The organism is Nocardioides alkalitolerans (assembly GCA_038184435.1).
Classification (GTDB): domain Bacteria; phylum Actinomycetota; class Actinomycetes; order Propionibacteriales; family Nocardioidaceae; genus Nocardioides; species Nocardioides alkalitolerans_A.
In genome coordinates this window covers 2,514,177-2,527,068 of the sequence record CP116227.1, presented here as the reverse complement: position 1 = coordinate 2,527,068, position 12,892 = coordinate 2,514,177, and the positions used below count along the sequence as shown (strand labels likewise).

Genomic DNA, 12,892 nt, shown 5'->3' with positions numbered 1-12,892 from the left:
GATGGAGCCATGACCACGACAGAGCAGACCCGAACCGCGTCCGGCGCAGGTGCCGGGACAGGGGCCGCGATCTCGGTCCGCGGCCTGCGGCGCACCTACGGCAAGGGCGCCGGCGCCTTCGAGGCCGTGCGCGGCGTCGACCTCGACGTGCCGACCGGCACCGTCACCGCCCTGCTCGGCACCAACGGCGCCGGCAAGACCTCGACCCTCGAGGTCGTGGAGGGCCTCGGCCGCGCCAGCGGCGGCACCGTGCAGGTGCTCGGGCTCGACCCGATCGCCGACCGCGCCGAGGTGCGGCGCCGCACCGGCGTGCTGCTGCAGACGAGCGGCTTCTCCGGCGACCTCACCGTCGCCGAGACCGCCCGGCTGTGGCACTCGACGCTCTCGACCCCGCGGCCGGTGGACGAGGCCCTCGAGATGCTGGACCTCGGCGCCCGTGCCGCGGTGAAGGTGAGCGCACTGTCGGGCGGCGAGCGCCGCCGGCTCGACCTGGCGTGCACCCTCATGGGCCGGCCGGAGCTCGTCTTCCTCGACGAGCCGACGACGGGCCTCGACCCCGAAAGCCGGCGCGAGGTGTGGCGCCTCGTGCGCGGGCTCCGCGCGGCAGGGGCGACGGTGCTCCTCACGACGCACTACCTCGAGGAGGCCGAGACCCTGGCCGACCGGCTCGAGATCATGCACGGCGGCCGCATCGTGCGCAGCGGCACGGCCGGCGAGATCGCCGACGGCCACCCCTCGACCATCGCTTTCGACCGCCTCGAGCGGGCGCTGCCGCCGCAGCTCGCGGGCGGCGTGGTCGACCCGGCGTCCTACGGGCAGCCGCGCACCGTCGTCGAGACGGTCGACCTCCAGGCCACCCTGACCGCGCTGCTCGACTGGGCCCGCGACGAGAAGGTGCGCCTCGAGGGGCTCGACGCCCGCAGCGCCAGCCTCGAGCAGGTGTTCCTCGCGATCGCCGACTCCAGCACCGACGACCGGCGGGACGCCCCCGTCCACCCGAAGGGAGCCTGACATGAGCACGATCGACCTGACGCCCGCCTCGTACGGGACGGCGGAGAGCACCCGACCGCAGGGCTCCTCTGCCCGCCGCGTGCTCGGCATGGCCCGTGCCAACGCGGTGCTCCTCGTGCGCAACCGGATGACGTTCGTCTATGCCGTGGTCATGCCGCTGGTGCCGCTCGCCCTGCTCCTCGCCGGGCCGCGTGGCGAGGCCGGCACCGGTGTCTCCGCGCTCACCAACGTGCTGATGCTGGCCGCGATCTTCCCGGTCTACTACAACCTGCTCTCGCTCACCGTGACCCGCCGCGACGAGCTGGTGCTCAAGCGGCTGCGCACCGGCGAGGCGACCGACCGGGAGATCCTGGCGTCCATGGCGCTGCCCGGTGTCGCCGTCCTGCTCGCCGTGGTGGCGATCAGCGTGCCGGTCGCCGCGGCGCTCGGCCAGCCGCTGCCCCACAACGGGGTGGTCGTGGCGCTCGCCGCGGTGCTGGTCGCCGGGGCCTTCGCCGCACTCGCGTTCTGGACGGCGGCCTGGACCAAGAACGCCGAGGCCGCCCAGCTGACCTCGATGCCCGTCATCCTCGTGGCCGTCGTCGGCTCGCTCGTGGCGATCCTGCCCGAGCGCGTGCAGCCGGTGCTCGAGTGGACACCGGGCGCGGCGCTCGACGCCCTCGTGCGGATCGGCTGGTTCGGCCAGGACACCGAGGGCGCGGCCGTCTCGCTCGGCGACTCGTTCGCGGCGTCCGCGCAGCCGCTCGTCACCCTCGCCGTGTGGGCCGTCGTGGCCGCCTCGCTGGCGGCGCGGTCGATGCGGTGGGAGCCGCGCGGCTGAGTGCTTCCTCGAACGGTCCCGGACGCGCGGGGGACGCGCGGGACACCCGCGGGGCGCGGGCGGCCATGATGGTCGCCGGCGCCCCGTCGCACGCACGGCGGCCGAGACGAGGAGGAGGGCCGATGGCACGGTGGAACGGGTTCTGGACCCGCCGCACCGACGTGCAGCGCGTCGAGCTCTACACGAGGGTCTCGCTCTACTTCCTCGTCTGGTGGGTCGGCGTCTCCGTCGTCGCGTTCCGTCCGGAGGCGCTCGCCTCGACGCGCACCGCGCTGCTGCTGGCCCTGGCCGTCGTGGTCACCGCGCTCGCGGCGACGCTGGGGCTCCGGGTCGCGATGGCCCAGGTGCGGCCCCGTCTCGACGACCCGCTGGTACGCCGCGCGACCGCCACCAACGTCGTCGCCGCCCTCGTCGCGCTCGGTCTCGGGTTCGGGCTGCCGCAGGACGACCGGGGCCTCGTGGTGACGGTGGTGGCCGGCACGGTCGCCTGGGGCGTCGGCGCCGTGCGGGGCCGTGCGGCGGTCGCCATCGGCCCGGTGCTCGTCGCGGGCGGCACCGTGGCGCTGTTCGGGTTCGGCGCGGCGCCCGCCGCGGTGATCTGGCTGGGGGTCTACGCGTTCTTCGTCTTCACGCTGCGCTCGTCGCTCTGGCTGCTCGCCGTGGTGCGGGAGCTCGACCAGGCCCGGCGCGCGCAGGGCCGGCTGGCCATCGCGGAGGAGCGGCTCCGCTTCTCCCGCGACGTGCACGACGTGCTGGGTCGGCACCTGTCGACCATCGCGGTGCAGGCCGAGCTCGCCTCCCGGCTCGCGGAGCGCGGTGACGAGCGTGCCGCCGCCACGATGCTCGAGGTGCGGTCGGCCGCCCACGAGGCGCTGCGCGAGGCGCGCGCCCTGGCCCGCGGCTACCGTCCGGTCGACCTCACCACCGAGCTGGAGGGCGCGCGGTCGCTGGTGCGGTCCGCCGGCATCGAGTGGCGCGAGGACCTCGACGACCTGCCACCCCGGTGGCGCGAGCCCGTCGGGTGGGTCGTGCGCGAGGCCGTCACCAACGTGCTCCGCCACGCCACCCCGACCCAGGTGGCCGTGCGCTGGGAGCGGGACGCCGGCAGCCCCGGCGGTGCTGGCGGTGCGGGCTCGCTCGTGGTGCGCAACGACGGCGCCCGGCCGGCCGGCCCCGGCCACGGGGGCACGGGTCTCGTCGGCCTCGGGGAGCGGCTCGCCCCCGCGGGCGCGACGCTCGCCACCGCGCGGCACGACGACGAGTTCGTGCTCCGCGTCGACTTCCCGGCCGACACCGCGGCCGGACGAGGGGAGGGACCCGCATGATCCGGGTGCTGCTGGCCGACGACGAGAACCTCATCCGGGAGGCGCTCGCCCAGATGCTCGCGCTGGAGGACGACCTCGAGGTGGTCGCGCAGGCGGCCAGCGGCGAGGAGGCGCTGGCGATGGCCCGCAAGACCAGCCCCGACGTGGCGGTCCTCGACCTGCAGATGCCGGGGCGTGACGGCCGCGGCCCCGACGGCATCGAGGTCGCCGAGGGTCTCGCCGACGCAGCCCCCGGGTGCGTCGCGGTCATCGTCACGAGCCACGGGCGGCCCGGACACCTCAAGCGGGCGCTCGCCGCCGGCGTACGCGGGTTCCTGCCCAAGACGACCTCGGCGGCGACCCTCGCCGGGGTGGTGCGCACCGTCCACGACGGCGGCCGTCACGTCGACCCCGAGCTGGCGGCGGAGGCCATCAGCGCCGGCGACAGCCCGCTGACGCCCCGGGAGGCCGACGTGCTCGAGCTCGCGGCCGACGGCGCCCCGGTGGAGGAGATCGCGCGGCGGGCGTCGCTGTCGCCGGGCACGGTGCGGAACTACCTCTCGAGCGCCGTCACGAAGCTCGGCGCGGCCAACCGCCACGACGCCTGCGCGACCGCGCGTCGGATGGGCTGGATCTGAGCCCCGCCGACACTCCGCAGGCATCCGTCAGGGGTAGCCCACCTGGATCCCGTTGGGCACCGGGCGCTTGCTCCCGTCGGAGGGCTGGTTGACCGTCACCATCCGGCCGCCGACCCGGGCCAGCATGGTGGACGACCCGCCGCCGTCGAGGTTGAGGGCCTCGTCCGCGCCCAGCCACAGCGCGATCTCGGCCGCCTCGAGGTGGGTGATGCCGCGGCTGCGCTCGGAGCGACCGTCGACGACGAACAGCAGCAGCCGGTGGGTGTCGCGGTCGTAGGCGACGACGGTGCGCGGCGCGAGCGTGGAGTCGCTGCGGTTCGCGACCTGACCGTTGCGCACGAGGGGGCCGCTGGCCCCGACCGCGAACGCCACGTTGCCCGGCACGGCGACCCGGGGCGTGACGACCGTGCCGTAGGGCATCTGCGCGGCCTGGGCCGCCGCCGCGCCGCGGGCCACGAGCACGTAGCCGCCTCGCGGCACCGTGCGCACCGGCGCGGACGAGTTGAGCACCACGCGGCCGTCGCGGACGACGACGGTGCGCACGTCGGTCGCGCCCGCGGTCACGGGGCGGGCGTCGACCGAGGTGCCCCAGGCCGACGAGTAGACCCCCACCGAGTCGACCGCCACGGCGCCCGAGTTCCAGGCGCTGACGGTGAGGCCCGGGAACTCCGCCAGGCTGGCCTGGAGGTCGAGCTGGCCGAGCCCGACGCTGCCGCCGCGGGTCATCCAGACGGCGTAGTTCCAGCCGCTCTCGCGGCCGTTGAGCACCCCGGCGCCGCGGCTGATGCCGAACCCGCGGGGAGCGCCCGTCGTGTCGATGTCGAAGAAGTCCCCGTTGATCGCGGCCACGGCGTTCGGGCCCACGAGGCGGTCCAGGGTGGCGCGCGTCGACACCTGGCCGCTCCAGGCGTGGTCGGGGCGCACCTTGGTGGACCCCCCGAGGTCGATGGCGACGAGCTTGCCGACGTACCCGCCGCGCTCGTCGACCTCGCTGAACGTCTTGAGGTAGACGCCCGTGGCGAGCCGCACCGTGTCGCCGGTGCGGAGCGGGTGGGTGGCGGCGGTGCGCGCCTGCTCGCCGCGGCGGGCGGCGGGCGGGACCGGGACGACCGAGGGGTCCTCGGTGTCGGAGGAGCCGTCGTCGGTGACGGCGCCGGTGCTCCACGCGATCGGGTGATCCGTGGTGGCAGGCGAGGGTGCGGCGGCGCAGAGGAGCAGGAGGAGGGATCCGACGCCGGCCGCCGTGCTGCGGCGGAGGGACATGGGAGCACGGTAGAGCGATCGGTAACATTCCGCCGGTGCATCCCGAGACCTCACCCGCGACCTCGCCCGAGACCGCTCGGCCCGTGACCCTCCCCGGAGTCTCGGTCGTGATGCCGGTGCTCGACGAGGAGCCCTACCTCGCGGACTCGGTGGACCGGGTGCTCGCCCAGGACTACGACGGCCCCTTCGAGGTCGTCCTCGCCGTCGGACCCTCCTCCGACGCCACCGAGGCCATCGCCGCGGACATCGCGGCCCGGGAGGCGCGGGTGCGCGTCGTACCGAACCCCACGGGGCGCACCCCCCAGGCCCTCAACGCCGCGCTCGCCGCGACGACGCAGCCCTACGTGGTGCGGGTGGACGCCCACGGCTTCCTGCCCGACGGCTACGTGCGCCGGGTCGTCGAGCTGCTCGAGTCGACGGGCGCGGCCAACGTCGGCGGGCGCATGCACGTCGTCGGCGAGGACGACTTCGGTCGGGCCGTCGCCGTGGCGATGAGCTCGCGGCTCGGCATCGGCGGCTCGCGCTTCCACGTGGGCGGGGAGGCCGGGCCGGCGGAGACGGTCTACCTCGGCGCCTTCCGCCGGTCGGTGCTGGAGCGGCTGGGCGGGTACGACGAGCGCTACCGCCGCGCCCAGGACTGGGAGCTCAACCACCGCATCCGGGCGGCCGGGGAGGAGATCTGGTTCGACCCCTCGATCGCCGTCACCTACCGCCCGCGCCGCACCGTGCGGGCCCTCGCGAAGCAGTTCCACGGCTCGGGTCGGTGGCGTCGCCGGGTGGTCGAGCACTACCCGGAGACCGCGTCCGTGCGCTACCTCGCCCCGCCGGTCGTCACCGCCGCCGTCGCGCTCGGCACCGCCGCGGGCGTCCTGGGCGCGGTCACGGGCTCCCGGGTGCTGCAGCTCGGCTGGTCGGCGCCGGTGGGGTACGCCGCGGCCATCACCGCCGCGTCGCTGCCCGAGGGCCGCGACCTGCCGCCGCGGGCCCGGGCGTGGCTGCCTGCCGTGATCATGACGATGCACCTGTCGTGGGGTGCCGGGTTCCTGCGCAACGTCGAGCGGAGCGAGCGGGCCTGATCGTCCGGGCGGTCGGTTCCCCGGTCAGCGGTCGGTTCCCCGGTCAGCCGGGGAACACGCCGCTTTGACCATCAACGTTGATGGTCAAAGCGGTCGGTTCGGTGCAGGGGTCCGGGTGCGCGAGTCCCGGCCTTCGTGGGACGTCATGCGGTTCGGTGCCGGGGGCGGCCGCTGCGCATGACGTCCGGCGGGGCTGAGCTGGTCGGGGCCAGGACTGTGCGTCTGGTGCAGCTGGGACGGTGGCGGGCCTGTCCCAGCCGCACATTTCCGGACCCCGGCCGGGGTCCGCGTCGGGTCGGTCGGGTGGCGCGTCCCGCCAGGCTAGGGACGTCATGCGGTCCGGTGCCGGGGGCGGCCGCTGCGCATGACGTCCGGCGGGGCTGAGCTGGTCGGGGCCAGGACTGTGCGTCTGGTGCAGGTGGGACGGTGGCGGGTCTGTCCCAGCCGCACACTTCAGCGCCCCGGCACAGCCCCGGCACAGCCCCGGACAGCCCTACTTCTTCGACGCCTCGACCTTGGCGCGCTGGGTCTCCATGTAGGCCTCGATGACCTCGTCGGGCTTGCCGTCCGCGCGCAGCACGCCCGAGTCGAGCCACAGCACGCGGTCGCACGTCTCCTTGATGGTGCCCATGGAGTGGCTGACGAGCAGCACGGTGCCGGCGCGCTCGCGGATCTCGTCGATGCGGCGCTGCGAGCGCGCCTTGAACGACGCGTCGCCGGTGGCGAGGGCCTCGTCGATCATGAGGATGTCGGGGGAGGCGGCGGTCGAGATGGCGAACCGGAGCCGCGCGCCCATGCCGGAGGAGTAGGCCTCCATGGGCAGGCGCACGAACTCGCCGATGTCGGCGAACTCGACGACCTCCTCGTAGTGCGCCGCCACCTCGTCCGGCTTCAGCCCGAGGGCGAGGCAGCCGAGGATGATGTTGCGCTCGCCGGACAGGTTCTTGATGAGCGCGCCGGAGACGCCGAGCAGGGAGGCGACCCCGTCGGTGTAGATCGCCCCGCTCGTGACGGGCATCGCGCCCGCGACGGCGCGCAGCAGCGTCGACTTGCCCGAGCCGTTGTGGCCGATGAGGCCGATCGACTCGCCGTGGTGGGCCACGAACGAGACGCCCTTGACGGCGTGCACGACGTCGACCGCGCCGACGCCCTGCGAGAAGCCGCGGGCCCAGCCGGGCAACCGCGACGAACCGGTACGGCGCTTGCCGCCGAACGTCTTGTACTTGAGGTGCACGTCGTCGACGACGAGCACCGGACGCCCCTTGTCGGGGGTCGTGGGCGCCGCCGGGGCGGCCTCGGGGGGAGGGGTCTGCTCAGCCACGGCCGTACTTCGCCTCCGCCCGCCAGAAGAAGAGGAAGCCGACCACCAGGGTGCCGACCGCCCAGCCGAGCGCGGCCAGCCACAGCGTCGCCGACGGCTCGGCCTCCACCATGAGGCACGTGCGGGCCAGCTGCAGGTAGACGGCCACCGGCTGGTAGGCCAGCAGGGTGCCGAGCAGGCCCGAGCCGGCGTAGGTGGTGATCGAGAAGAAGACGCCGGAGAAGTACATGAGGGCCCGCATGATGAACGGGATCAGGTTGGCGACGTCCCGCACCTCGACCACGAGCCGGGCCAGCAGGAACGCCATGCCGGTGCCCCAGACGTGCATGAGCGCGATCGCGCCGGGCAGCGCCAGCCACCACCACGTGAACGGCTCGCCCGACAGCGGCACCAGCACGAGCAGCACCACGGTGGCGGGCAGGAACGTCAGCAGCTCGGTGAGGACCGTCGAGATGGGCAGCAGCGCCCGCGGGAACTGCAACGAGTTCACCAGCCCGGTGTTGCCGACGACCGCCTTCGAGCCGAGCGTGATGGCGCGGGTGACGAACTGGAAGAAGAAGATGCCGATCAGCAGGTAGGCGATGTAGTTCTCGATGCCCCGGTCGGTCTTGAGGACGTAGCCGAAGATCGTGAGGTAGACCGCCGCGTTGATGAGCGGGTTGAGGATGTTCCACGCCTGGCCGAGGTAGCTGCCCTGGTTCTGGCTGTAGGCCTGCGACTTGGCGAGCATCCACGCGAAGTGGCGCCGGCCCCAGAGCCCGGAGAGATAGGTGGCCAGGCGCGGTCGTCCACCGACCTGGCGCAGCCCGTTGCGCTCGGCGATCTCCTTGAGCGAGAGACCGACCTCGTCGGGCAGACGGCCCTGTGCGTCGGCGACGGGCTCCGCGGACGTCACGCGGGGACCTCGCGGAGGCGGCGGGTCATGCAGGTGCTCCTCGGGGATCGGGGCGGCCGGGGGCCGGGTGGTGCGGACAGCATCGGGCAGGGTACCTCCCTCAACCGCAGGGAACGGCACCGAGACGGCCGAGCCCCTCGAGGTCGCCGGGGCCGAACTCGGTCATCGCGCCGGTCTCGGGGTACATCAGCTCCCCGGGGTCGTCGACGTGGTCGAGCCCGACGAGGTGGCCCACCTCGTGGTCCACGACCGCCTGCCGGTACGCCGCTCCGCCCGGTTCGGCGGCCATCTGCGCGAAGGCCTCCACGTCGAGCACGACGACGCCCGTCACGTAGGACAGCCGCGCGCCGCCGAGCGCCACGCTGCCGGCGTACCCGGCGACGTCCCCGCGCAGGTCGGGCTGCTCGTCCTCGTCTGCCCACAGCACGAGCACCGGCTCGGGCAGACCGGCGTCGTCGAGGCGGTCGGTGTCACGGTCGTCCGTCTCGCCGACGACCCGCAGGTCGAGCCCGGTCGCGGCGCCGACGTGGGCGAACGCCGTGTCGACGAGCTCGCGGTGGTCGCGCGGGGCGCCGTCGGGGTTGACGAGCACCTCGACGGTGTCGCACGGGTCGTAGCCGACCGGCTGGTCGCTGCCGGGCTGCGTCGCGAGGAACGCGTAGGTGCCCTCGCCCGCGGCGTACGTGGGTCGCTCGCCGTACCGCTGGATCCCCAGCAGGTCGCGCAGCGGCGCGGCCTGGGGCGCGAGCGCGACGACGACGCCCATGAGCAGGACCAGGACCGTCGACCCCATCAGCACGGTCACCCAGCGGCGGCGCGGCGGCGGCCGGCGCGAGCCGGCGGGCACGCCGTAGGGCATCGCGCCCAGGCCGAGCGCGGCGTCGACGCGGTCGAGCTCCTCGAGACGCCGCAGCATCTCCGCCTCGCGGCGTCGGCGCTCCCGCCGTTCCCGCCTGCTCTCTCCCCGCCCGTCCCCGTGCACGCGCCCATCATGCTGCGGTACGGCGCGGCATCATGGCCACATGGCACGAATGGACCCGAAGAAGGCGGCGACGCTGGCGACGACGGGCGTGACGCTGGCGGTGAAGTACGGCCCGCAGCTGAAGCTCGCCTGGGACAAGGGCGGCAAGCAGGCCGCGCAGGCGGCGGCCCGCCGGGCCGGTCTGGTGCGCGCCAAGCGCCAGGCCCACGCGCACGCGGCCGGGCTGGTCGACGCCTCGGTGCTGCAGCTGGCGCCGGGCGGCGACACGGTCTACGTGGTGCTGAGCGGCGCCACGCCGGTCGCGGCGTACCCGCCCGTCGCGACCCCGCTCGCCGAGCTCGTCGCCCACGCGGACCTCACGCGGGCGGTGCCGCCGGAGAAGCCGCGGTCCCTGCGACGGGGCGGGTCATGAACACGCTGTTCGGGTCGGGCGCGTAGTCGGCGAACGGGCCGCACTCGACGAACCCGTGCCGCGCGTAGAACCGTCGCGCCGGCGCGAAGAACGGCTCCGCCCCCGTCTCCAGGCTCACGCGGGCCAGACCGCGCTCGCGGGCGAGGCCGAGCAGGTGGGCGAGCAGCAGGGAGGCGACCCCCGTGCGGACGGCCGTCGGTGCCGTCCGCATCGACTTCACCTCGCCGTGGCCCCCGGGCTCGGCCGGGTCGTCGAGCTCCTTGAGCGCCCCCACGCCCAGGAGGGTCCCGTCGGCGGCGCGGGCGACGCAGAAGGTGATGGCGGGGACCCGCAGCTCGTCGAGGTCGAGCGCGTGCACGGACTCCGGCGGGGAGACGGCGCGCATGTCGGCGAGGTGGGCCTCCAGCAGGGCCCGCACGTCACGGGCGGTGAGGTCGGGGTCCACGGACACGGTGACAGCGGGCGGGACGTCAGGCGGGGCGGGCGACACGGTCGTCGAGGCTAACGGCCCGCCGCGGAGGCCGTCCGCTTGGCATGATGACGGCGTGCCGGCGCCCAGCAACACCTTCGTCGAAGGCGACAACCTCGACGTGCTCGCCCGCCTGGCCGACGGCTCCGTCGACGTCGCCTACCTCGCCCCGCCCTACAACCGCGACACGGCGCTGCTCTACCGCGACCGCAGCGCCGTGGCCCGGGCCGGCGCGGCCGACCGGCACGCGGCGTGGGTGGCGATGATGCGGCCCCGGCTCGCCGAGGTACGCCGCGTGCTCGCCCCCTCCGGCGCCGTGTTCGTCAGCATCGACGACCGCGAGGCCGCCCACCTCCGGCTCCTCCTCGACGAGGTCTTCGGCGAGGCCGCGTTCGTGGCGCAGGTCGTCGTCAACCTCAACGCCAAGGGCCGTCAGCTGGGCGGCGGCTTCGCGGTGAGCCACGAGTACCTCCTCGTCTACGCCCGCGACGCCCGCCGCTGCCGCCTCGACCCGACGAGCCCCGACACCGTGGACCCGGCCGACTTCGGGCACACGTCCGAGGACGGCCGCCGCTACCGGCTGCTCCCGCTGCGCAACACCAACAAGCGCTTCCGGCCGTCGACCGCCCCGACGCTGCACTACCCCCTCCACGGCGACCCGACGACCGGCCGGGTCTCCTGCGAGCCCTTCGACGGCGCGGTCGAGGTGCACCCGGTGTTCGGCGACGGGGCGCCCGCGGTGTGGCGGTGGTCGGCCCCCCTCGTGGCCCAGCGGCGGGACGACCTGGTCTGCCGCACCGTGCGCGGACGCCTCGGCGAGCGGGTCGACGTCTTCCAGCGCGACTGGCTCACCCCCGAGCGCCGCAAGAAGCTCACGACGATCTGGCTGGCCGAGGAGATCGGCTCGACCGACACGGCCGTCGCCGAGGTCACGGCCCTCGTGGGCAAGGCCTTCGACTCGCCGAAGCCCACGGGCCTGCTGCGGCGTGTCGTCGCGACGTACCCCGCCGACGCCCGGGTGCTCGACCCCTTCGCCGGGAGCGGTACGACGGGGCACGCGATCGCGCTGCTCAACGCGGCCGACGGCGGCACCCGCACGTGCCTCAGCATCAACGCGGGCGAGCCCGTGCGGCCCGGGTCCGCGGCGGCGGAGGCCGGCTTCGCGACCGTCGCCGACGTCACCCGCGCCCGGCTGCGGGCGGTGGACGCGACCCTCGGCGGGGGTTACGCCGAGGGCCTCGAGGACGGGCTCACGCCCCGCTGACGCCGGTCGCCTTCTCGAGGGCCGCGACCTCGTCGTCGAGGAAGGTGAGGAGGCGCTGCAGGCGCGGGACCGTCCGGCGGCAGCCGGTGAGGCCGAACCCGAGGCGCCCGTCGTAGGACGTGCAGGTGATGTTGAGGGCGATACCGTGGAGCGGGATCGACAGCGGGTACATCCCCACCATGCGGGCGCCGTCGAACCAGCGCGGACCGTCCGGACCGGGAACGTTGGAGATGATCAGGTTGAACGGCGGCCGCACCAGGCCCTGCATCCGCAGCAGCGGCAGCACGACGGCCGGCGCGAGTCCGAGCGCCGTCATGGCCAGCGCCTGCGTGTTGGTCATCGACCCGAGCGCCTCCTTGCCCTCCAGCATCGAGCGACGCACGGAGCGCAGCCGGTCGGCGGGGTCCGCCAGGTCGGTGCCGAGCTTCACCATGACCGCGCCCACCGCGTTGCCACCCTCGTCGGAGGCGACCGCCGCCTGGCCCCGCCGGAACGAGACCGGCACCATCGCGGTCAGCGTCGTGTCGGGGAGGGCGTCGAGCTCGGAGAGGTAGGCCCGCAGCGCGCCGGAGCACATCGCCAGCACCACGTCGTTGATCGTCGTGCCCGACGCCCGCCCGATGGCGCGCAGCCGGTCCAGCGGCCAGTCGTCGGCGGCGAAGCGTCGGGCGCCGGTGATCCGGCGGTTGAGCAGGGTGCGGGGCGAGTAGAAGCTCACCGCCGAGGTCTCGTTGCGCACGCCGCGGCTGAGCGTGCGCACCAGGGAGGTGGGCATCCCGGCCGCCTCGCCGGCGACGGCGAGCGCGCCGTTCAGCGCCTGCGTCGGCAGGGCCAGGCTCGAGCGGCTCGACGACGGCCGGGAGGGCCGCTCGCGCCGCGCCCACGGCGCCGGCATGTCGCGCAGGTCGGGGTCGTCGGTGAGCACGCTCTGCAGCAGGCGCATCGCCCCGACGCCGTCGAGGAGCGCGTGGTGCATCTTGGAGTACATCGCGATGCGACCGTCCGCGAGCCCCTCGATCAGGTGCCACTCCCACAGCGGGCGCTCCCGGGCCAGCCGCGTGCCGTGCAGCCGGCCGCAGAGGTCGAGCAGCTCGCGGATGCGGCCGGGCGCGGGCAGGGCGTTGTGGCGCACGTGGTGCTCCACGTCGAACTCGACGTCCTCCCGCCACGTCCACGCGCCACCCGTCGCGAGCGACCGGTGCGGGTGCTGGAGGAACAGCGGCGACATGTCCGGGGTCGCCCGCACCCGCTGCACCAGCTCGCGCGTGAACTCCGGCCCCGCGTCCGGGGGCATCTCGAACAGCTGGAGCCCCCCGACGTGCATCGGCATGCTGCGGCTCTCCGCGAAGAGGAACGCGGCAGCGGTCGGGTCCAGCGGTGCGCCCACGGGTGGCCTCCAGGGGGTGGAGAGGTACGACGTCGTGTCGTGGCTCACAA

The 12,892-nt window shown here is 74.7% G+C and carries 13 protein-coding genes; 7 read left to right on the top strand and 6 right to left on the bottom strand.

Annotation, left to right across the window (positions count from 1 at the left end):
* Positions 1 to 9 precede the first annotated feature (9 nt).
* The 4 genes from PIR53_12050 (at position 10) to PIR53_12035 (ending at position 3,773) form a co-directional block, all read left to right on the top strand.
* Positions 10 to 1,011: an ABC transporter ATP-binding protein gene (locus tag PIR53_12050; GenBank protein WZH50754.1), complete on the top strand. Its 1,002-nt coding sequence runs from the start codon at positions 10 to 12 to the stop codon at positions 1,009 to 1,011.
* A 1-nt stretch (position 1,012) separates the two neighbouring features.
* The gene (locus PIR53_12045) at positions 1,013 to 1,831 is read left to right on the top strand and encodes an ABC transporter permease (protein ID WZH50753.1); all 819 of its coding nucleotides are present in this window, start codon (positions 1,013 to 1,015) and stop codon (positions 1,829 to 1,831) included.
* Positions 1,832 to 1,953: 122 nt separating this feature from the next.
* Positions 1,954 to 3,156, top strand: coding sequence for a histidine kinase (locus PIR53_12040; protein WZH50752.1), 1,203 nt, complete (start codon positions 1,954 to 1,956; stop codon positions 3,154 to 3,156).
* On the top strand, positions 3,153 to 3,773 hold the full coding sequence (locus PIR53_12035) for a response regulator transcription factor (GenBank protein WZH50751.1): 621 nt from the start codon (positions 3,153 to 3,155) through the stop codon (positions 3,771 to 3,773). Before PIR53_12040 ends, PIR53_12035 begins: the two co-directional genes overlap by 4 nt.
* A 27-nt stretch (positions 3,774 to 3,800) precedes the next feature.
* On the opposite strand, the gene PIR53_12030 is transcribed toward PIR53_12035, so the two are convergent.
* The gene (locus PIR53_12030) at positions 3,801 to 5,036 is read right to left on the bottom strand and encodes a phosphodiester glycosidase family protein (GenBank protein ID WZH50750.1); all 1,236 of its coding nucleotides are present in this window, start codon (positions 5,034 to 5,036) and stop codon (positions 3,801 to 3,803) included.
* An 83-nt stretch (positions 5,037 to 5,119) separates the two neighbouring features.
* Between PIR53_12030 and PIR53_12025 the strand changes: the two genes are divergently transcribed.
* Complete coding sequence (locus tag PIR53_12025; protein ID WZH50749.1) at positions 5,120 to 6,112, top strand: glycosyltransferase family 2 protein; 993 nt, start codon at positions 5,120 to 5,122, stop codon at positions 6,110 to 6,112.
* Positions 6,113 to 6,605: 493 nt separating this feature from the next.
* On the opposite strand, the gene PIR53_12020 is transcribed toward PIR53_12025, so the two are convergent.
* The 3 genes from PIR53_12020 to PIR53_12010 form a co-directional block, all read right to left on the bottom strand.
* Positions 6,606 to 7,433 carry an ABC transporter ATP-binding protein gene (locus PIR53_12020; protein WZH50748.1) on the bottom strand — a complete coding sequence of 276 codons (828 nt, stop codon included), beginning with the start codon at positions 7,431 to 7,433 and terminating at the stop codon, positions 6,606 to 6,608.
* Positions 7,426 to 8,328: an ABC transporter permease gene (locus tag PIR53_12015; protein ID WZH50747.1), complete on the bottom strand. Its 903-nt coding sequence runs from the start codon at positions 8,326 to 8,328 to the stop codon at positions 7,426 to 7,428. Before PIR53_12015 ends, PIR53_12020 begins: the two co-directional genes overlap by 8 nt.
* 100 nt (positions 8,329 to 8,428) lie before the next feature.
* On the bottom strand, positions 8,429 to 9,310 hold the full coding sequence (locus tag PIR53_12010; GenBank protein ID WZH50746.1) for a matrixin family metalloprotease: 882 nt from the start codon (positions 9,308 to 9,310) through the stop codon (positions 8,429 to 8,431).
* A 40-nt stretch (positions 9,311 to 9,350) separates the two neighbouring features.
* On the opposite strand from PIR53_12010, the gene PIR53_12005 reads away from it, so the two are divergent.
* Positions 9,351 to 9,722: a hypothetical protein gene (locus tag PIR53_12005; GenBank protein ID WZH50745.1), complete on the top strand. Its 372-nt coding sequence runs from the start codon at positions 9,351 to 9,353 to the stop codon at positions 9,720 to 9,722.
* Here PIR53_12005 and PIR53_12000 read toward each other — a convergent pair.
* The gene (locus tag PIR53_12000) at positions 9,667 to 10,212 is read right to left on the bottom strand and encodes a GNAT family N-acetyltransferase (GenBank protein WZH50744.1); all 546 of its coding nucleotides are present in this window, start codon (positions 10,210 to 10,212) and stop codon (positions 9,667 to 9,669) included. The genes PIR53_12005 and PIR53_12000 overlap by 56 nt on opposite strands.
* Positions 10,213 to 10,267: 55 nt before the next feature.
* On the opposite strand from PIR53_12000, the gene PIR53_11995 reads away from it, so the two are divergent.
* On the top strand, positions 10,268 to 11,455 hold the full coding sequence (locus PIR53_11995) for a site-specific DNA-methyltransferase (protein WZH50743.1): 1,188 nt from the start codon (positions 10,268 to 10,270) through the stop codon (positions 11,453 to 11,455).
* On the opposite strand, the gene PIR53_11990 is transcribed toward PIR53_11995, so the two are convergent.
* Positions 11,442 to 12,842 carry a wax ester/triacylglycerol synthase family O-acyltransferase gene (locus PIR53_11990; protein ID WZH50742.1) on the bottom strand — a complete coding sequence of 467 codons (1,401 nt, stop codon included), beginning with the start codon at positions 12,840 to 12,842 and terminating at the stop codon, positions 11,442 to 11,444. The genes PIR53_11995 and PIR53_11990 overlap by 14 nt on opposite strands.
* Positions 12,843 to 12,892 lie beyond the last annotated feature (50 nt).

Bases quoted from the DNA above. Each gene is read 5' to 3' on its own strand.
- PIR53_12050 (WZH50754.1), top strand. From the start codon at position 10: ATGACCACGACAGAGCAGACCCGAACCGCGTCCGGCGCAGGTGCCGGG.
- PIR53_12045 (WZH50753.1), top strand. From the start codon at position 1,013: ATGAGCACGATCGACCTGACGCCCGCCTCGTACGGGACGGCGGAGAGC.
- PIR53_12040 (WZH50752.1), top strand. From the start codon at position 1,954: ATGGCACGGTGGAACGGGTTCTGGACCCGCCGCACCGACGTGCAGCGC.
- PIR53_12035 (WZH50751.1), top strand. From the start codon at position 3,153: ATGATCCGGGTGCTGCTGGCCGACGACGAGAACCTCATCCGGGAGGCG.
- PIR53_12030 (WZH50750.1), bottom strand. From the start codon at position 5,036: ATGTCCCTCCGCCGCAGCACGGCGGCCGGCGTCGGATCCCTCCTCCTG.
- PIR53_12005 (WZH50745.1), top strand. From the start codon at position 9,351: ATGGCACGAATGGACCCGAAGAAGGCGGCGACGCTGGCGACGACGGGC.